The following is a 20,513-nucleotide window of genomic DNA, read 5'->3' as shown; positions in this document are numbered from 1 at the left end:
TGTAGCATCTTGGTAGGCAATTCTTGGCATTACAGAACTACCTTTAGCAAGAATTCCTGAAGCGTATGGCGCTGCGTTTAGAATAGCAATGCCTCGTTCATGGGCTTTTGTGAATACCTTGTCTGCCGATTTATTAATGATATTCCATCGGTTGTGATTCATCAGCGAATCGAAGGGCCAGTCCCAAAGAATAGATTCCATCACATCTATTCTACCCATCGCCAACCCTACGGCCTCAGCCAATCCTTCTTCCTTGATTTTGAACAACTCATCAAGTGCACCACCCTTACAAGTTATTTCCTTCAAGTCGCGTGCATGCTCAGGATCGTGAAGGTGAAGGATTTGAACTTTTTCTAATCCAAGTCTAGTCAGACTTTCATCCAAAGATCGCCTTGTACGACTGGCGTCAAAAGTACCATTCTCCATATCACGATCTACTTTGGTCGATATTACGAAACCATCTGGTAAACCACCTCTCTCCCTCAGCGCATCACCAATCCTTGCTTCAGAACGCCCAAATCCATAGTTGTTAGAAGTATCGAGGAAATTTATTGGACCATCAAAAATGGCATTGAGGGTTTCTCTTGCTCGTTTCTCATCCACCTCATAGCCATAGGTATCCGGCATATTCCCCAATCCGGAAGTTCCAAAACACAAAGGGGATACCATCAGATCAGTTTTTCCAATCCTTTTCTTTTCCAAAATTTGCTGTTTCAAATTAGTCCTTTGTCAAGATATTTTTTAGTGATAGGAACTAGGTCCTTGTTTAGGCAAGTGAGGAACGCTTATTTGCAAGCGTTGATAAGACAGCAGAGAGTCTTGTGATAGCTCATTTCTGCTTAGTGCTTACTAAGTAAGTTGCTATGGTTCTTTCTTCAATCAGAGAAATCAAAGGTACCGGAAACAATGTAACTTTAGTAAGTAATTGGTTTGCCTGACTTATTATAAGTAGGACCGTTTTGCAGTTTCACTAGGAGGGAAAAGATTTCTTAAAAACTCTCAAAGAAACAAGCCCTGAAGCAGTAACTGGATTAATCACTGAGCATTTGAATCTGTATTCATTTTCTTCATTAATTCATTGCATTCTAATAACTACGCTGGATGAGGAGGACTGTCATAGCAACCCAAAACAGACTGATCGAAATCTATAATGGATCCAGTCATCATTCCTGAATCGGCGGACGCCAAGAAGAGTACTGCGCGTGCTACCTCATCCGTTTTGAGCAAACGTCCAAAAGGTTGATCAACTTCTGCCTTAGCCAACCAATCTGACTCAGCGCGATGATATTCTTTTTGAATTCTGTCTTCCCCGGGAGTGTCCATCCAACCAATATTTAGTGCATTTACTCTAATCTTATTTTTCATTAGGCTGAATGCAGAGTTTTTGGTGACGATGGAAAGTGCACCTTTTGCTGCGCAGTAAGCTGCGATAAACGGTTGACCTCCATGTGCTGACATACTCTGAATATTAACAATTGCCCCCTTAATCTTTTCGCGAATCATGATCTTGGCAGCTTCTTGAATTAAAAAGAAGGGAGCCTTAGTATTGATTGCAAACATGCGATCAAAAAGTTCTTCTGAAGTATCCAGAATGGTTCCACGATCTGTAATTGCTGCACTATTCACCAGAATATCAACTTTACCGAACGCTTGATCAGCTTTTCGAATCACTTTTCGGCAGTCTTCTACGCTTGATAAATCTGCTTGTACAAATTCTGTTGGAGTTCCCTGTCTCTTCAAAAACTCTGCGGCCTTCTCACCATTTTGCGCATTCCTTCCACAAATCACCAAACCAGCAGCTTTTTGCTTAGCGAAGAGTTGGGCTATTGCCAATCCAAGACCCTGAGTGGAACCAGTAACAACAGCGACTTTTCCAGTAAGATTTTGTTCTGTCATGTTGTTTCATGAAGAGGAGAATCTGCACGAGATCAAGCGACCTCATGCAGAAAATAAATGGATGAATGACTATCGACTAGCCATCAACCCCCACCAGAGAGGCAACTCCAAGCAGCTTCAAATGGACACACATCTAGTCCTGTGTAGATGGGATCCTCAACGGCGTTTCCATCAGCTAGGTCCTTCAGGACGTACATTGCTTTGTACCCCATCATATAGGGCTGTTGCCCAACCAAACCATGCGTAAGACCATCCTTCAAGATTTCCATCTGCATTGGTAAAGTATCAGCAACAACTACAGCTGTTTGCTTAGTGCGGATTCTCTCCTGATTTTCTCCTGCCACTCGTCTGAATGCCTTAGGAACAAAGTGAGGGAAACCACCAGTTGGAACGTAAGCGGTTAGGTCTGGATACTTGATAAAAATATCTGCCATTTGCTGCACTGAAAGTGGGAAATCGTCATTTGTGTAAAGTGGACAACCATCTGGTTCAGTCCAGCCATTCTGGCCTGTTAATCGGTCACCAGGAGGTGTCGTTCCCGATGTGCCTGCTAGTGTATCACGAATACCTTGCATGCGCTCGTTGTGGTTAGCGGCCGATGCTCCACCAGATTGAATGCAGATTGATCCACCTAGTGGCTTCAAGTTCTGTGTCAGCCTGGCCAGGTTGACTCCAATATCGTAATTGTTTGTACCAACATAAGCAGTTCGTAAACCCTTATCTTTGGCCAGCAAATCAGAGTCCCAAGTAATCACATTGATTCCCGCTTCTTTTGCTCGCTTGAGAGCCTTACCCATTGCAGGTGCATTAGAGGGCGCTACAGCAATGCCATCTACCTTTCGCGAGATCAAGTCTTGTACAATTTGGATCTGTTCTTGTTCAGTGTGCTCACCAGGACCAATGTACAGGCATTCAATACCTTCGATTTCACCCTCTGCTTTTTTGCAGCCATCTCGGGCCAGATCAAAGAAGGGGTTATTCATCGCCTTAGGTACGAGAGCAAAAGTCAGTTTTGCGTGTCCACCAGCAAAGGCCATCGTAGTTAGGCTGAACGGTAGCAGCAAAGCTCCGAGTAAAAACTTTTTCATAAAAATTCTCCTGATATGAAAAAACAGACATTCAGTAAATACTCACAAACTCTTGTGTCATTCAATAGGCAGTCTCCTTGAAATTTGGTTAACTAGAACGGTGGCTTCGGATCTTTTCCAATGCCACCGCAAAAATGATGAATAGGCCCACAAAGGTGCCCTGCCAATAGGGATCCACACCTGCCATCAATAAACCATTTCTAATCAGTTCCACTAAAAAAGAACCAATCAATGCCCCATATGCAGATCCAACTCCTCCCATCAAGTCAGCACCTCCAATGACTGCAGAAGCAATCACTCGAAGCTCATATATCATTCCTAAAGCGTTGGTGACAGATCCCATCCAGCCGACAATCATTATAGCTGACATTCCTGCTGTAAGACTGCAGAAAAGATATGCAGACATTTTGACAGCTTTTACAGGGACCCCTGTCATAGTTGCTGCATTTTCGTTACTACCTATGGCATATAAATGTCGACCCCAGGCAGTATAATTTAGCATGAATCCCAGAAAAATTGTTAAGATCAGCATTAGGACTAATGAATTTGCAATACCAAAGTAGCTTCCTCCACCAATGCTGACAAATAAGTCTTCATCAGGCCCAAACTCATAAAACATTTTGTTATTAGAAACTACCAAAGCCAAACTTCGACAAATACTTAGCATTCCAAGAGTTACAACAAAAGGGGACAAACCCACGTAACTAATCAGAAAACCATTGACCAATCCACAGGCTAGAGCAGTTAATAATCCGGCCGCAATTCCAGCTTCAACCCCGTAGCCACTTGATAAAGTCAAACCGGTAGCGATCCCTGACAATCCCATTACTGAACCAACCGAAAGATCTATACCAGCAGTGATAATAACGGCTGTCATTCCGATTGCAATAATACCAATAAATGAAAAGTTAAGAGCAACATTATTGAAGTTTTGAGCAGTAAAAAAAACCTGCTCTCCACGTGAATTTGTACCCGCCCAAGAAAGTACTACACATAGGCCAATTGCAGCAACAGTTACCCAAAATGGCTGTGAACGATAGAGCTGTTGCCAAACTGAATGTGTTTGGGAATCAATAGCTTTTGTAAGACTTGCATCAGTCATTGAATTACCTTTTCAATTAAGCGCTTTCGACGGCACCAGTAATTAATCCTGTAATTTCATCCTGAGAAGTGTTTGATATATGTTTATCAGCAACCTTCTCTCCTCTTCGTAACACTACGACTCGATCACAGACTGTGAATATGTCTGGCATTCGATGACTGATTAGGAGGATCCCAACACCCTGTGACTGAAGACGCTTGATCAACCCTAAGACTTCGCTGACCTGCCGGACTGAGATAGCTGCTGTTGGTTCATCCATCAATACAAGTTCTGGCGAAGAGAGTTGAGTGCGTGCGATAGCAACCGCCTGTCTTTGACCACCAGACATTTGCTTCACTAAGTCACGTGGACGTGTCTCAGATTTCAGCATCGCAAAAATTTCACCTGCCTTGGAAAACATAAATTTGTTGTCCAGAATTCTTAATGGCCCCATTCTTTTTTTCTTTTCTCGCCCCAAAAACACATTGTGTGCAGCGGTGAGGTGATCACACAATGCCAAGTCTTGATAGACTACTTCAATACCATTTGATCGAGCATCAACCGGCTTGTTAAATTGCCGACGCTCACCTCCTAAATGCATCTCACCTTCTGTTGGTGGATAATTCCCTGATAAAATCTTGACCAGAGTGGATTTACCAGCCCCATTATCTCCCATTAATCCCACGACCTCACCAGCAAACAATTGCATGTTAATCCCCTTGAGAGCCTCAATGGCCCCAAAGGATTTGCTGATATTTCGCAGATCTAAAAAAACCGGCTTTGATGGGTTCTCCAGTGAGGAACTGCTCATGATGCCTCCTCCAGTGGATTTTCATAATTCACTGTAACTACCTTTCCAGTTTCCACAGAGCGGTAAGCAGCATTCGCCAGAATCAACGCACGGCGACCATCTTCGAAGGAAACTTTGGACTCTGAGCCTGCTTCCAGAGTATCCATAAAGCTCTCTAGCTGTTTCAAGTAGGCTTGTCGGTACCGCTCAATAAAGAAAAATTCACAGGCATCACGCCAATTAGAACCCTTCGCATTGAAACGCTCAACGCTTGTGGGCTGCCGGTTCTCAGATCGTAACATCCCTTGGCTACCGTGTGCTTCCAGACGTTGGTCATAACCATAGGTTGCATGGCGAGAATTGTTGATATGGCAGAGCTTTCCGGAGGTAGTTTTCATCAGGATCATCGCGGAATCAATCTCACCAATCTCTTTTGCGACTGGATCAAAGAGATTACTAGTAAATGCAGTTACCTGAGTGACCTCTTCACCCAAGGCGAAGCGTGCCAGGTCAAAATCGTGGATTGTCATGTCTCTCAGCATTCCACCAGCAGCCAGATAGTAGGCTTTTGGTGGAGGTTCAGGGTCACGACTGCTAATGATCACTTGCTCTAAGTCACCAATCTCATCGTTTCGAACAGCACTGACCAACTGCCCATGTCCCGGGTCAAATCTGCGATTAAAGCCAATCTGAATCAGACTCTTTGCACCACTGATATGCTTGCTGCACTCTTCAACCTTTGCAATATCCAAATCGATTGGTTTCTCACAAAGAACCGCTTTGCCGGACTGAACTGAACGGACGATAAAATCAGCGTGGGTGGGTGTTGAAGAAGCCACAAACACGGCATCTACGTCTGCATCATTAAAAATTTCATCTGGATCTCGGGCGACCTTGGCACCAGTTTTCGCCCCAACAGCTTCACTGGATGGAGCATGAACATCATAGATCAAATTCAAGCTGCACCTATCATGAGCTAAGATGTTGGCAGCATGCATTTGGCCAATACGACCAGCGCCAATCAGAGCAAAGCGAATCATTTTTCCCCTGTTTTTACGATTTGATTAAAATCCCTTTTCGGTGATGAGATAGCTAAAAAGTTATTGTATTTCTTCAATCAGTACCCGACGACCCTCCTGATGACTTAACAATGCTGCATCAAGGATACGCTGCACAGCGGTCCCCGCAGCAAAATCAGGACGGACTGCTTGTCCTGTGCGGACTCCCTCGATGAAGTCTCCAATCATATGTCCATCCTGCCTGAAAACATCTCGATAGGTGTTGTGTACTGTATCCCTGCGGGCCTTGCCCCAAATATCATCCGGAATTGGAAGCTCATGGGGTAATCCCTCACCAACCTGAGCCCCATGAACCCTCTGCACCTTATCCCAATCTGTGACTGAGTAAAGGGTCCCCTCCGAACCATGAAACTCCATATGGTGGGTTTGACCAAATGGAGAATCTTCATAGCAGATCGTCGTCGCATGAATCATCCCTTGAGCGCCATTGGCAAACTCGAGCATGACCATTGCGGTGTCATCGGTATGGGTAAATGGTTTTCCATCCGGGGTTGTGTTGGGTCGGTCAATGGGTGAACCTAGACGACAACACACCGCACTGACAGAACCCATTATCCATTGAGCTAAATAAATGAAATGAGAGCCAATATCTCCCAGAGCTCCAGATCCTGCTACTGCAGTGTTCAGACGCCAGGTGTACTCAGTTTTTCTTCGGTATCCTGTGTAGTAGCGAAGATTGCAGTGATAAGGTTTCCCGATATAACCTTGATCGATCAGCCGTTTAAGATAGCGAGCCGTAGGCATGAAGGAATAAGTGAAAGGTACGAGATTAACTAACTTGGTTTCCTGCGCAAGTTTGGTCATCTTAAGCGCTTCCGAATAGTTGAGACCCAGAGGCTTTTCACAAAGAACAGGGATTCCTTTTTCCAAGGCAGCTATGGTGAAGGAAGCATGAGTGTCGTTCCCTGTCGAAACGATCAAAGCATCCAACTCCACCTCATCCAGCATTTTTTTGAAGTTGACAAAGTGGTGGAGAATTTTCCATTTTTGCGTAAAAGCCTCTGCACGTTCATGATTCCTTCCGCAAGCTGCGACAACTTCTACATTAGGATTTCCCTCCAAAGCAGGCAAGTACATCGCGTCTGCCCACCAGCTTGTTCCTGCAATTCCAACTCTGATCGTACTCATTTCACTTAGTCATCTATGTTGTAAAGGGGTTATTTAAGAGGTCTTAGTCCACCGACTAAATTCAAAAGATATCTGGTTCTGCTGTTTCGCCTGGAGCCCCCTGCAGAAACCTAAAATCACAACCTTCATCGGCCTGAGTAACCTGTTCAACATACAGTGCTGCATAGCCTCTGCGATGTTTCAAAGCTGGAGCTTGCCATTCCTGTCGACGTCTCTCTAACTCCTCAGGTTCTACAAGTAAATCAAGGCGTCTCTCGAACACATCAAGCTCAATTAAATCCCCATCACACACTAAGCCGAGTGGTCCACCCAGCGCTGCTTCAGGAGCCACATGTAAAACACAGGCTCCATAGCTGGTTCCACTCATTCTTGCGTCTGAAATTCTCAAGATGTCTCTGATTCCTTGTTGCAATAATTTTTTGGGTACTGGCAGTTGACCCCACTCTGGCATCCCTGGGGCACCCACTGGCCCAGCATTTTGAAGAACAAGTACAGAATCAGCAGTCACTGGCAAATCATCGCGGTCTACCCGAGCTTTCAGATCTCTGATGTCTTTGAAAACGATAGCAGGCCCACGATGCTTCAGTAGTCTAACTTCAGCAGCCGACGGCTTGATGACCGCTCCCTGTGGAGCAAGGGAACCGCGCAGAACTGCTGTGCCGCCAGCTGGCTTTACTGGATTCTCTAGTGGACGAATAACATCGTCATGATAAATTTCAGCACCTTTTAGATTTTCTCCGAGAGTTCGACCATTGATTGTCTTCGCGTTCAACTTCAGGCGATCTTTCAATTGCTGCATCAACGCCCGCAGGCCCCCTGCAAAATAGAAATCTTCCATAACAAATTGGCCTGATGGTTTCACATTGGCAAGCAATGGAATCCCCTGAGAAATCTTATCAAAGCGCTCAAGATCAAGAGTTATTCCGGCTCTGCGAGCCATTGCCAAAAGATGGATGATTCCATTTGTTGAACCTCCGATTGCCATCTGAACCATGATCGCATTGACAAAGGAATCATCACTTATAATATCTGTGGGTTTGAGATCCTCCCAAACCATTTCTACTGCACGACGCCCACTCCAGGAAGCCATTCGATTGTGATTTGAATCAACTGCAGGAATCGAAGACGCTCCAGGCATACTCAATCCGAGCGCCTCTGCCAATGACATCATCGTGGCAGCTGTACCCATAGTCATGCAGGTACCTGGTGAGCGGGCAATTCCATCTTCAATTTCTTCCCAACTTTCTGAATCCAATTCCCCAGTGCGACGCTGATCCCAGTACTTCCAAACATCAGTCCCACTACCCAGTGTCTCTCCCCGCCAATTTCCGCGAAGCATCGCTCCTCCAGGGACATATACGAATGGCAAATTCATACTGAGAGCACCCATCAGTACACCAGGAGTGGTTTTGTCACACCCACCCAATAACACGGCCCCATCCACTGGATAGCCGCGCAAAACCTCTTCCACTTCCATCGCAAGTAGATTTCGATACATCATCGCAGTTGGTTTGAGCAATTGCTCTCCTAAGGAGAGCACCGGCAGTTCAACAGCAAAGCCTCCTGCCTGGTAAATTCCTCTTTTAATATCTTGGACCCGCTGCGGGAAGTGAGTGTGGCAGGTGTTCAGTTCATTCCAGGGATTGATGATCGCAATCACTGGCTTGCCAAGAAACTCATCTTTATGAAATCCCATCTGCTTTGTGCGTGAACGATGTCCGAAGCTTCTTAAATCATCGGGTGCATACCAACGCGAACTTCTCAATTCATCTGGGTTTCGTCGAGAGGAAGTTGTCATCAATAAAAGCTGATCAGGGGGTTTGCAAAAATATTTGACTTAAATCTCATATGAATTTAGTTCGCCAAATATATTTGACTTGTTCTCCAATGGCAAATAAATTCAAAAAAATTATTTTGTGAAAAAATTTTCTAAAATTCCATTCTGAATAGGTTCAAGGTAGTCAGCCTCAAGCTTTCCTTTTCCTACCGGGAAGTTATGTTGATGACCTACCTTGAACTTCGTTCTTAATCTGAAAACATCTCCAAAGCATGTCCACTTTGAATCGACCAATGGATACCAATCGTCCATTTGATCTTGTTTGTATGGGCCGTGTGGCTGTTGACCTCTATGCTGAACAAATTCATAGCCCTCTGGAAAATGCTCAAAGCTTCCGTAAGTACTTGGGTGGTTGTGCGGGCAACATCGCTGTTGGCACCTCACGTCTGGGATTAAAATCCGCAATTTTTTCCTGCACAGGTACTGACGCAATGGGAAAATTCCTACGCCAGCAACTTCACCATGAAGGGGTAGACACTACCCTATTACGTGACACATCTGAGCATCTGACAGCTCTCGCTCTGTTGGGAGTCAGCCCACCAGAGCGCTTCCCACTCATCTTCTACAGAGAAAACTGCGCAGATATGCAGATCCGACCTGAAGATGCTGATTCTTCCTTCCTAAAAAAATGCAAGGCGCTGCTCTTTACAGGCACTGGGCTTTCCAGTCCATCCATGAAAGAAGCAACTCTAGCTGCCATCAAGACTGCCAAGGAGCAAGGCTGTGCTGTTGTTCTCGACATTGACTATCGACCCGTTCTATGGGGATTGACAGCAGCTGGTGACGGCGAATCACGTTTTGTTGCATCAGAAGCTGTCACGAGAGAATTGCAACCATTGATTAAGGATTTGGATCTGATCATCGGGACTGAAGAAGAAGTAATGATCGCTGGTGGCTCTGAGACCTTGGGAGAAGCCCTTCAAGTAATCTGCAATTCTTCAAGGGCTACCGTGGTGCTGAAGCGGGGAGAAAAGGGCTGTGAAGTCTATGAACCTAGTAGTCAGCAAAGCTGGACAGCCAGGCCATTTCCCATCAAGGTGCTGAATGTTCTTGGAGCCGGAGATGCCTTTGCATCTGGATTTTTACGTGGATGGTTACGAGGAGAATCCCTAGAAACTTGTGCACTTTGGGGCAACGCAAACGGTGCTCTGACTGTCACTCGCCATGGTTGTGCTCCTTCGATGGCTTCTTTTGAAGAATTACAGTTCTTGATTGAAAATTTTGATGCAGATCCGAACATTCTAACCAACCCAAACTTGTTACGTCTTCATCAGCGAACAATCCTCGGGAAACCAAGAAATTTCCCATTGCAGGTGCTTGCTTTTGATCATCGCACCCAATTTGAAGACTCCTGTGATCAGCACAATCAGCCAATCAGCAAAATTGCTGAATTCAAAAAATTGGTGTTCGAGGGATTCAAAAAGGTGGCTGCGAAGAAAACATCACTCCCTCTTGCGCTGTTAGTTGACCCACAATATGGAGCAGATATTTTGCAGGATTCAGCCTACGCATCGTATTCAGTAGGAGCCCCAATTGAGCAAGCAGGCTCTTTTCCTGTCGAGTGGCTGTGTGGCGAAGAGTTGCACGAGCACCTGCTTGGGCGCCCATCTGAATGGTTTGTCAAGGTCCTTTGGTACTTCCATCCTGCTCTTGATGCCAATGAAAAACGGCGACAACTCACCCAGTTGAAGAGACTGGGAACGATCTGTCAATTGCTTGATCGACGCTTGATGCTAGAGCTGATACTGCCTACAAATCTCTCGCAGGATGGAGCAGCGCTAGCAGCTGCGATCGAAGAGATTTATGAAGCCCAGATCACACCTTTTTGGTGGAAGGTGATGGCTCTCGATGATCAAGCGGAGTGGCAGAAAGTCACGAATGCCCTTGATCGACACGACACCGAAGCTGGTGTGATTGTTCTTGGGAAAAATGCTCCACTGGAAACTTTCCCAAGCTGGTTCAAGACCTTGAGATCTACTCCCCACACCTGTGGATTTGCTATAGGGCGTTCCATCTTCTGGGGACCTTGGGAAAGCTACATCAATGGCTCCTTGACCTCTGAGGAGATCCCTTCCATTATCGAAAAGAATTACAAAACTGTTCTCAGGATGTGGGAAGAAGCCGCACCTGCATCACGATGAGAATTTGAGCGAATGAATTGGTACATCCAAACCACTGCAATGTATTAGAGGAATATGTCAACTTTACTCAGTCGCCATCAAGAACCTGACAACACCGGACTAGTTCAAAGCATCACCCCAGAAAGTGCCCAATGGAAACACGTAGGCTTTGATGTCTATCATCTACAAACAGGTCAATCCTTACAGCAGGACACAGGAAATCAGGAGGTATGCTTGGTACTGGTTACAGGGTGTGCCGATATCAGATCTAACCAGGAAGACTGGAAAGACCTTGGAGACAGGATGATCGTCTTTGAGGACAAGGCCCCTCACGCTGTCTATGTACCTCACTCCGATACTTTCACAGTAACAGCAACCACAAATCTAGAACTCGCAGTGTGTCGTGCTCCAGGATTTGGTGACCATGAAGCACGCTTGATTCCTCCAGAATCTATGGGCCGTGAGACACGTGGACAAGGCACTAACACAAGGCACGTCTGCAACATCCTACCTCAGACAGAACCTGCGGATAGCCTATTGGTTGTTGAGGTGATCACACCCAATGGGTCCTGGTCAAGCTACCCGCCACACAAGCACGACACTGACAACATGCCCAGTGAATCTCAACTGGAAGAAATCTACTACCATCGACTGCAACCATCTCAGGGTTTCGCCTTCCAGAGAGTCTACACAGATGATCGATCGCTGGATGAGACAATGGTCGTTCATGATGGAGATGTCGTGATGGTGCCTCGTGGCTATCATCCAGCTGGGGCACCACACGGTTACGATCTTTATTACCTAAACGTTATGGCTGGCCCGAGCCGTGTCTGGAAATTCAAAAATGATCCTGCGCACGAATGGATTGTTCAACAATGAGTATCATTCGCAATTTGAAGTGAGAGAAGAAAGAAAATGTCTGTAAAACTGATCCAAAATTTCATCGCTGGAAAACTCTGTCATCCAGCAAACGCTGCCAGACTTTCAGTGACCAATCCTGCTACGGGTGAAGTTACAGGAGAAGTTGCACTTTCCAGTGCTGCTGAAGTTGACCGGGCCGTACATGCTGCGAAAACAGCTGCGGCTAAATGGGGGATGACTCCTCCTCTGAGACGCGCCCGAGTGATGTTCAGCTTTTTGGAGTTGCTCCAGCAAAATTATGATAACCTGGCTGAAGCAATCACGAAAGAACATGGGAAAACCTTCGAAGACGCAAAAGGGGAAGTTCAGAGGGGAATTGAGGTAGTGGAATTCGCCTGTGGTATACCTCATCTACTGAAGGGCTCTTTCAGTGAGCAGGTCGCCAATGCGGTCGATGCATACTCTTTTCGACAACCTCTTGGAGTTGTTGCTGGTATTACCCCCTTCAATTTTCCGGTCATGGTGCCCATGTGGATGTATCCCATGGCAATTGCCTGCGGGAATTCCTTCGTCTTGAAACCATCAGAAAAAGACCCAAGTGCCTCCTTATTGATGGCTGAATTACTTCAGCAAGCAGGCTTGCCTGATGGTGTCTTCAATGTGGTACAAGGCAGCCGTGAGGCAGTAGAAGCCTTGTTGGATCATCAAGATATCGCTGCGATCAGCTTTGTCGGATCAACCCCAATTGCCCGAGCAATTTATCAGCGGGGAACGGCTCACGATAAAAGGGTCCAGGCTCTTGGGGGTGCCAAGAATCATATGATCATCATGCCAGATGCAGATCTTGATCAGACAGCCAGTGCCCTAATGGGAGCCAGTTATGGGAGCGCAGGTGAGCGCTGCATGGCGATCTCTGTTGCCGTACCTGTTGGGGAAGAAACAGCAAATGCACTGATGGAACGACTGATTCCCCAAGTCAAGGCTCTCAAAATTGGCAACGGCATGGAACCAGGCCAGGATATGGGTCCTCTAGTTACCCGTGAACATCGTGACAAGGTTTCTACCTACGTGGACAGTGGTGTGGAGCAGGGTGCAAAACTACTAGTGGACGGTCGAGGCTTTAATGTGCCAGGCCACGAAAATGGATTTTTTATCGGAGGTTGCCTGTTTGATCAAGTCACCCCCGAGATGGAGATTTACAAGAACGAGATCTTCGGTCCTGTTCTCTCGACGGTACGCGTCCCAACCTATGAAGCTGCAGTGCAGTTGGTTCACAACAATCCCTACGGAAATGGAATCTCAATCTTCACACGCGATGGTGATACAGCACGTGATTTTGTCAGCAAGATCGAGGTCGGCATGGTGGGTGTAAACGTCCCGATTCCAGTACCAGTCGCCTTCCACAGCTTCGGTGGATGGAAACAATCCTTGTTCGGCGATCACGATATTTATGGACCAGAATCCATCAATTTCTACACGCGCCTCAAAGCTGTCACCTCTCGATGGCCAACAGGAATCAAGGAAGGTGCGAAATTCAACTTCCCAACCCTCTGAATTTAGAACTGGTTGAGTCAAGAAGTCACCCAGACAAGATTCTTGTCTCAGAGAATCTGAAAAATTAGTTCTATAATTCTAAAAGTAGAAATCAATTTCTAAAAATCTTGCTCTCTATCAATTCAGATTATATTTTAGTGTCGAACATGCTTCTTTTATGTTCGGCCCAGTCTAACTATCATCATCTAAATATTGAGGCCCAATGCGTCCAAATCCACTGATCAAAATGCTCAACGAAGACCGCGCTATCGTTAATGGATGGCTGGCGATTCCAAATTCTTTCTCTGCAGAGGTGATGGCGCACCAAGGATGGGATTCACTGACAGTCGACATGCAACATGGTGTCTCCGACTATCAGAATGCAGTGACAATGTTCCAGGCGATCAGCACGACTAGCACAGCACCATTGACCAGAGTCCCATGGTTGGAAGAAGGGATCATCATGCGCATGTTAGATGCGGGAGCCTACGGAGTAATTTGTCCAATGATCAACAAGGCATCTGATGCAGAGCGCTTTGTGCAGGCCTGTTATTATCCACCCCTTGGACAACGCAGCTTTGGGCCAATCAGAGCCCTCTTCAGTTTGGGAGCAGACTACCCTTCTCATGCCAATGATGAGATTCTTCCAATCGCTATGATTGAAACCAAGGAGGCACTGGATAACCTGGATGATATTCTGAAGGTAGAGGGCATTCGCATGGTCTACATTGGTCCTTCAGATCTAGGGAACTCTCTTGGAAGAGTCCCAACTTTTGACCAGGAGGACCCGATCGTTTTGGAAGCGATTGATATGATTCTACGAAAAGCAACTGAGCATGGTGTTGCAGCTGGTATTCACAACGGGACACCGGAGTATGCTCTAAGAATGATTGAAAAGGGTTTCCGCTTCGTAACTATCGCTTCGGACTCCCGGTTGATGGCCAGCGCCGCCCAAGGTGTTTTGATGAAGATGCGAGCAGATATGCCTGAATCCCCAAGCTCCAGTTCTTACTGATCATGACGACTCCCCGTGGGCACGTACTACTGCTTGGTAAAATTCATGAGGACGCAATGCAGTTACTGCGATCCTACAATGAGTTAACCCATGAGGTCTTGGAGAAACCTGCTGGGAATGAAATCTCCAGCAAGTTAGCACAGGCAGATGCCTTAATCGTGCGGACCGCTCAGTTGTCTGCAGAATTGATGGATAAAGGGCATCAACTTAAAATTGTGGCTCGCCATGGAGTGGGATATGACAATGTGCCTGTTGGGGTGCTTTCTAGAAAGAAAATCCCCTTGGCAACCACTGGAAATGCAAATGCCGTTACTGTAGCCGAACATGCGCTGTACTTGATGCTAACTCTGGCGAAACGTGGGAGTGCCTTCGATCGGGCAATGAGAGAAGGTGATTGGGAATCGCGTAATTGTCTCCAGGGCACAGAGATACTTGGAAAAAATCTCTTGCTTATGGGCTTTGGTCGGATTGGTCGAGAAGTGGCCAAACGTGCCCTAGTTTTTGGAATGCGAGTACACGTTTTTGATCCTTATGTGAATCCAGAGCAAGTTAGAGATGCAGGGACAATCCATATCAGCAATCTTGAGGCTTTTCTACCTGATACAGATTTCCTCAGCCTACATCTGCCATTCACTCCTCAAAATCGACATATTATTGGAGCAGCTGAGATCAAGGCTCTTCCAACTACAGCTTATGTTATCAATACTGCACGTGGTGGGTTAATTGATGAGGAAGAGCTTCTCAAAACTCTAGATGCCGGAGAATTAGCTGGGGCCGGATTGGATTGCTTTGAGCAAGAGCCTCCCCCACGCAACATGGAGTTATTGAGGTCTAACAAAGTCGTATTGAGTCCTCACAATGCCAGCTTAACAGCAGAATGCACCCGTCGACTTGGGTTGGTCTGTGTTGAAAATGTGGTAGATGCCCTGACAGGGCGATTGCAAAGGGATCGTGTTGTCAATTGGGAGGAGGTTTACTCTTGAGCTTCCTGAAGGGGCTCAATTCTGCTCAAAATGATATGGCTTCGAGGGTGAGATTCTTTGCAAAACCTTGGGGTCATTTGATCCTAGAAGGTCCTGTGGATTGAGTTCCTCCTGGGAACCTTCAATCTGGAGTCGGCTGGCCATGCTGATAATGAGGCTTTGTGCTAGGCACATCGTGGCAGCCAATGAATAACTGAATTTATGACCTGCACCAGGTACGACAAGCGAGCAAGTGGCATGTTTATGCAGAGGGCTCAGTTGACTATCCGTAAAAGCCAGAATCGGAATTTTCTTGCGGGCTGTTCCCTCAACAATATCTACAACTTCCCGAGCATAATAGCGGAAGGAAACGGCAACTAGCAGGGACTTCTCATTCATCAACTCTGCTTCCTCAGTGGCTAGTCCGCCGGAGCTATCGAGGAGCCGAACATTTTGTCGGAGATAAAGTAACAAGTAACGAATGTAGTAGGCTACTGAGAGTGAACGCAATTGCCCCAAAACATAGATTGTGTCTGCTTCCTCCAACAACGAAACAGCCTTTTCCAGTACTTCGGAAGAAATACTGTGTCTGAGGTCATTCAGGGCTGCAATGTCATTACTTACCAAGGACTGCAGGAATGAGGCAGTCGAATTACTCGACTCCGGTGAGACCTCGTTACTAAATGATTCCAGGCGTTCTTTCGAACTAGCTGTGGAAATCAGGTGAGATTGAAAAACACGCTTCATTTCGCTGAAGCCATTGTAGCCCATGTGCTTTGCGAAACGTACCAAGGAGGAAGGTTGAACCCCGGCTTGGTCCGCAATCACTTTGACGGATTCAACAGCCATCGCATTTGGGTTCTGAACCATAAAACGTGTAATACGCTGAAAACTTTTCTTCATCTTCGGAAACTGCTCGGTCACCTGCGTGATCAACCGTTCATAGGTATCAGGTAGCGGGAGGTTCGTCATCAGCATCCTTTGAAGATTGTTTTCATGTTGCTGTCAAATTTCTTGGCGAAGCAAATAAAATTAAAGAAATGTGAATTTTTGTTCAACAATTTATCAAAATAGACTTTGTGAGTCAATTAGCAAGAGGAGTCCTAATGAAAACGATTCGACTAACGATGGCCCAGGCACTAGTTCGCTATCTTGTCAACCAACACACGATGATTGATGGCAAGAAGGAGCCCTTGTTTCCAGGGGTTTTTGCAATTTTTGGCCATGGCAATGTTACATGTCTGGGTGAGGCTCTGGAGTCAGTTCGCGATGTGATGCCTACTTGGCGGGGTCAGAATGAACAATCAATGGGTTTGGCTGCGGTTGCTTTTGCCAAGGCAAGCCGCCGACGTCAGATCATGGTTGCCACCTCCTCAATTGGCCCTGGCTGTACAAATTTTCTGACAGCTGCCGGAACAGCCCATTCGAATCGGTTGCCTGTTCTTTTCCTATCTGGAGATACCTTCTCTAATCGGCTACCTGATCCGGTCCTGCAGCAGGTTGAACATTTTCAAGATCCTACATTGACTGTCGCAGACGCCTTCAAGTCTTGTACACGATTCTGGGATCGCATTACCCATCCAGCACAGTTGATGGTCTCCCTCCCACAAGCGGTTGCGACAATGATGGACCCAGCTACTTCTGGTCCAGCTTTCATTGCCCTACCCCAGGATATCCAAGCGGTTGCTTATGATTATCCAGAGGTTTTCTTTGAGGAGAAGATTCACCGAAGTCCACGACCTCGGCCAGATCAGGATAGTATTGCTGAGGCAGCAGTAATCTTGAAGTCAGCCCAAAAACCAATGATTGTTGTCGGTGGAGGGATATTTTACTCAGGCGCAGTCGATACTCTGACCAGTTTTGCAGAAAAACACGGTATCCCCGTTACAGAGACAATCGCCGGTCGATCACAGATGCTGCACGACCATAAACTGAATGCTGGGCCACTCGGTGTGATCGGTTCAAGCTCTGCAAATGCACTTGCTGCAGAGGCCGATGTCGTTCTTGCTGTGGGAACTCGTCTACAAGATTTCACCACGGGTTCATGGTCTGTCTTTGGCAATGAGTCAATGAGGTTGATTGCGATCAACGCAGCAAGCTTCGATGCTCACAAGCACCGGGCGCTTTCTGTAGTTGGTGACGCCATGGTTGGCTTGGAAGATCTAAGCAGTGCTCTGGGTAACTGGTCAGGCAATCCAGCTTGGATCGAAACAGCGCAGGGGCATTATGCAGAGTGGAACCGGACTGTAGATCAGCATTCCGGGCCATCAGATGCTGTTCCTCCAAGCTACGGACAGGTCGTTGGTGCCATCAACAGAAGCTGTGATAGCACTGACTTGGCCCTGACTGCAGCAGGTGGATTACCTGGTGAACTTTGTAAAAACTGGAAGACACGCTCAATTGGCACTTTTGACTGTGAGTTTGGCTTCTCCTGTATGGGTTATGAAATCGCAGGTGGTTGGGGAGCCAAAATGGCAGACCCATCCCGAGACGTCATCGTCTTTGTCGGCGATGGATCTTACCTAATGTTGAATAGTGACATTTACAGCACTGTGCTGACAGGACATAAGATGATCGTAATTGTCTGTGACAACGGAGGCTTCTCCGTGATCAATCGCTTACAAAATTTTAAGGGCAGCGCTTCTTTCAACAATCTCCTACAGGACTGTAAAGTAGAGAACCTACAAGGAGTTGATTTCGTTCAGCACGCCACCAGCATGGGGGCTCTCGGTGAGCAAGTGGAGAGCGTTGCAGAGTTGGAAGCTGCATTCAAACGTGCGAAAGCAGCGGATCGCACTTATGTCATCTGCATCAAAACACAGCCATCACAATGGACGCCAGGAGATGCTTGGTGGGATGTCGGAGTCCCAGAAGTGAGTGACCGTGAAGAAGTTCGTCAAGCAAGGTCTGATCATTCCGAGGGCCAGAAAAGTCAACGCTTGGGTGTTTAAAACAGAAAGGAAGAACTTTAATGAAGACACTAGGAATCGGACTGATCGGTTCCGGATTCATGGGGCGTTGCCATGTCAACGCCTACAATTCAATATCCAGCATCTTTGAAGTCTCTCAAAAACCAGTACTGAAGATGATTGCTGATGCATCCCCTGAGCTAGCCAGTCAACAAGCAAAGGCTCTACAATTTGAACAGAGCACTGCCGATTGGCAGGAGTTGGTGCAACATCCTGAAGTCGATATCGTTGATATCACGGCTCCAAACCATTTGCACCACCCAATCGCAATCGCTGCGATGAACTTGGGTAAACCCGTTTACTGTGAGAAGCCACTGGCTTGTAAACTTGCTGAAGCCCAAGAGATGGCTAATTTGGCCAAGTCAAAGCAGATCCCCACACTTGTGGGGTATAACTATCTGCAGAACCCCCTCCTGAGAACGGCTCGAGAGATTGTTCAAAGTGGTGAAATCGGGGAACCGATTGCTTTCAGAGGGGTACATGCAGAAGACTACATGGCCAATCCTCTGTCACCATACACCACTCGACTGGATGCTTCTCAGGGAGGAGGAGTGCTGTATGACTTGGGAAGTCATATCATTTCCCTGGCTCGCTACGTGGTGGGACCAATTCAAGAAGTTTTGGGAAATCTGACGACTGTTGTTCCCGAAAGGCCAAGTGGAGAAACAACTCGCCAGGTTTATGTTGATGACCAAACCCACTGCCTTGTGAGGTTTGAAAACGGCTGTGTTGGCACAGTGGAGGCTAGTTGGATGGCCTGGGGGAGGAAGATGCACCTTGCTTTTGAGCTGACTTGTACGAAAGGAACACTTGTCTTCAATCAGGAACAGTTCAATGAGTTAAGACTTTATGATTCCAACCAGAAAGCGGGCCGAGATGGTTTTAAAACATTGCTTTCCGGACCAGACCACCCTCACTACAGTGCTTTCTGTCCAGCACCTGGGCATCAACTTGGCTTTAATGAACTGAAGGTGATTGAGCTGCTACAACTGCTACGTGCACTGGAAGGTGGAGATGCCTGCTGGCCTGATTTCACTGAAGCTTTTGAAATTCAAAAAGTGTTGGAAGCGGTCAAGCTTTCATCAGAAGAAGTAAGGTGGTGTGCCCCACAATCAATGATTACAAATTGATTGGTTGATTTCAGAAAATATTCAACTTCAGGAAAAAATATGAGTGTTCAACTTGCTGTTGCCCCGATTGCTTGGTCCAACAGTGATCTGCCCCAATTAGGGGGAGACACTCCATTGGAAACATGTTTGCGGGAGAGTCGTGAGGCGGGGTTTACTGGAACAGAAAGTGGCGCGAAGTATCCCATGAATCCTGAAAAACTTGGACCACTGCTCAAACAGTTTGATCTCAAGCTGGCCTCAGGTTGGTTCTCTGGAACCCTACGCGAGTGCAGTGTTGATGAAGAATGGCAAAATCTTCAGGAAATGCTCTACACCTTCAAATCTCTGCAAGCTCCTGTTTTGGTTTATGCTGAAACCAGTGGAAGCGTCCAAACAAAGCAGCAAATTCCAGTCTCCCAGCGTCCCGTCATGCCAGACGAAGAATACCCGGAATATGGGCGAAAATTGACAGAAATCGCCGATCGCATGGCAGAGTATGGAGTGCCAATGGTCTATCATCATCACATGGGAACAGTCATTGAGACGGAGCGAGAAGTCGACCTTTTGATGGCCAACACCAGGCCCAACGTGAATTTATTGATTGACACAGGGCACCTTACTTTCGCAGGTGGCAATGTAGAGGCAACCACCCGTCGTCATGGGCATCGGGTGAAACATGTACACTGCAAAGACATCCGGGCAGATGTCTACAAAAGAGTTCAGGCCGAAGACATGAGCTTCCTCGATGCTGTGCTGGAGGGAGTCTTCACCGTCCCTGGAGATGGCTCGATAGACTTTCACAACTTCGCCAAGGTACTCTCAGACATCAAATACAGTGGATGGATTGTAGTCGAAGCAGAGCAAGACCCTGAAAAAGCCAATCCCCTGGTTTACTCAAGGATGGGTCATCAGCACTTGACCGATGCACTTCAAAAAGCTGCAATCGAAATTCAGGCCTGAGTTAGTATATTTTCTGACAGTCCTGCACTTACAGGATCTTTTCATCATTTTATCCTCACTACAATCCCCCAAGAGCCTGACATTT

The 20,513-nt window shown here is 46.7% G+C and carries 17 protein-coding genes; 8 read left to right on the top strand and 9 right to left on the bottom strand.

Features of this window, described 5'->3' with window-relative positions:
* The 8 genes from P8O70_05325 to araD all read right to left on the bottom strand — a co-directional run.
* A partial coding sequence (locus P8O70_05325; protein MDG2196298.1) for an aldo/keto reductase occupies positions 1 to 669 on the bottom strand: 669 nt, incomplete at its 3' end.
* 423 nt (positions 670 to 1,092) lie between these two features.
* Positions 1,093 to 1,896, bottom strand: a complete 804-nt coding sequence (locus P8O70_05320) for an SDR family oxidoreductase (protein ID MDG2196297.1) — start codon at positions 1,894 to 1,896, stop codon at positions 1,093 to 1,095.
* 83 nt (positions 1,897 to 1,979) lie between these two features.
* Positions 1,980 to 2,984, bottom strand: a complete 1,005-nt coding sequence (locus tag P8O70_05315) for a sugar-binding protein (protein ID MDG2196296.1) — start codon at positions 2,982 to 2,984, stop codon at positions 1,980 to 1,982.
* A gap of 88 nt (positions 2,985 to 3,072) precedes the next feature.
* The gene (locus tag P8O70_05310) at positions 3,073 to 4,086 is read right to left on the bottom strand and encodes an ABC transporter permease (protein MDG2196295.1); all 1,014 of its coding nucleotides are present in this window, start codon (positions 4,084 to 4,086) and stop codon (positions 3,073 to 3,075) included.
* 16 nt (positions 4,087 to 4,102) lie between these two features.
* On the bottom strand, positions 4,103 to 4,876 hold the full coding sequence (locus P8O70_05305; GenBank protein ID MDG2196294.1) for an ATP-binding cassette domain-containing protein: 774 nt from the start codon (positions 4,874 to 4,876) through the stop codon (positions 4,103 to 4,105).
* Positions 4,873 to 5,895, bottom strand: coding sequence for an inositol 2-dehydrogenase (gene iolG / locus P8O70_05300; protein ID MDG2196293.1), 1,023 nt, complete (start codon positions 5,893 to 5,895; stop codon positions 4,873 to 4,875). The genes P8O70_05305 and iolG overlap by 4 nt, the downstream gene beginning before the upstream one ends.
* Positions 5,896 to 5,955: 60 nt before the next feature.
* Entirely contained in the window at positions 5,956 to 7,062 is a 1,107-nt protein-coding gene (locus P8O70_05295; protein MDG2196292.1) for a Gfo/Idh/MocA family oxidoreductase, read from the bottom strand.
* Between the two features lie 61 nt (positions 7,063 to 7,123).
* Positions 7,124 to 8,860: an L-arabinonate dehydratase gene (gene araD / locus P8O70_05290; protein MDG2196291.1), complete on the bottom strand. Its 1,737-nt coding sequence runs from the start codon at positions 8,858 to 8,860 to the stop codon at positions 7,124 to 7,126.
* 272 nt (positions 8,861 to 9,132) lie between these two features.
* Between araD and iolC the strand changes: the two genes are divergently transcribed.
* The 5 genes from iolC (at position 9,133) to P8O70_05265 (ending at position 15,411) form a co-directional block, all read left to right on the top strand.
* A complete protein-coding gene (iolC, locus tag P8O70_05285) occupies positions 9,133 to 11,040 on the top strand; it encodes a 5-dehydro-2-deoxygluconokinase (GenBank protein ID MDG2196290.1) in 1,908 nt (635 codons plus the stop codon).
* A 54-nt stretch (positions 11,041 to 11,094) separates the two neighbouring features.
* Entirely contained in the window at positions 11,095 to 11,898 is an 804-nt protein-coding gene (gene iolB, locus P8O70_05280) for a 5-deoxy-glucuronate isomerase (protein MDG2196289.1), read from the top strand.
* 36 nt (positions 11,899 to 11,934) lie between these two features.
* On the top strand, positions 11,935 to 13,434 hold the full coding sequence (locus P8O70_05275; GenBank protein ID MDG2196288.1) for a CoA-acylating methylmalonate-semialdehyde dehydrogenase: 1,500 nt from the start codon (positions 11,935 to 11,937) through the stop codon (positions 13,432 to 13,434).
* 202 nt (positions 13,435 to 13,636) lie between these two features.
* Positions 13,637 to 14,428 (top strand): aldolase/citrate lyase family protein, encoded by a 792-nt coding sequence (locus P8O70_05270; protein MDG2196287.1) that lies wholly within the window; start codon positions 13,637 to 13,639, stop codon positions 14,426 to 14,428.
* A 2-nt stretch (positions 14,429 to 14,430) separates the two neighbouring features.
* Positions 14,431 to 15,411, top strand: coding sequence for a hydroxyacid dehydrogenase (locus tag P8O70_05265; protein MDG2196286.1), 981 nt, complete (start codon positions 14,431 to 14,433; stop codon positions 15,409 to 15,411).
* A gap of 15 nt (positions 15,412 to 15,426) precedes the next feature.
* Here P8O70_05265 and P8O70_05260 read toward each other — a convergent pair whose 3' ends face one another.
* On the bottom strand, positions 15,427 to 16,362 hold the full coding sequence (locus P8O70_05260; protein MDG2196285.1) for a MurR/RpiR family transcriptional regulator: 936 nt from the start codon (positions 16,360 to 16,362) through the stop codon (positions 15,427 to 15,429).
* Between the two features lie 134 nt (positions 16,363 to 16,496).
* On the opposite strand from P8O70_05260, the gene iolD reads away from it, so the two are divergent.
* From iolD to iolE, 3 genes are read left to right on the top strand one after another with little or no spacing between them, the layout of a single operon-like run.
* Positions 16,497 to 18,341 (top strand): 3D-(3,5/4)-trihydroxycyclohexane-1,2-dione acylhydrolase (decyclizing), encoded by a 1,845-nt coding sequence (iolD, locus tag P8O70_05255; protein ID MDG2196284.1) that lies wholly within the window; start codon positions 16,497 to 16,499, stop codon positions 18,339 to 18,341.
* Between the two features lie 20 nt (positions 18,342 to 18,361).
* Positions 18,362 to 19,489, top strand: coding sequence for a Gfo/Idh/MocA family oxidoreductase (locus P8O70_05250; GenBank protein MDG2196283.1), 1,128 nt, complete (start codon positions 18,362 to 18,364; stop codon positions 19,487 to 19,489).
* Positions 19,490 to 19,528: 39 nt separating this feature from the next.
* On the top strand, positions 19,529 to 20,428 hold the full coding sequence (iolE, locus tag P8O70_05245; protein MDG2196282.1) for a myo-inosose-2 dehydratase: 900 nt from the start codon (positions 19,529 to 19,531) through the stop codon (positions 20,426 to 20,428).
* Positions 20,429 to 20,513: the final 85 nt, after the last annotated feature.

The organism is SAR324 cluster bacterium (assembly GCA_029245725.1).
Taxonomy (GTDB): domain Bacteria; phylum SAR324; class SAR324; order SAR324; family NAC60-12; genus JCVI-SCAAA005.
Note: the sequence above shows the minus strand (reverse complement) of the source record. Positions and strands in the feature narration are given on the sequence as shown.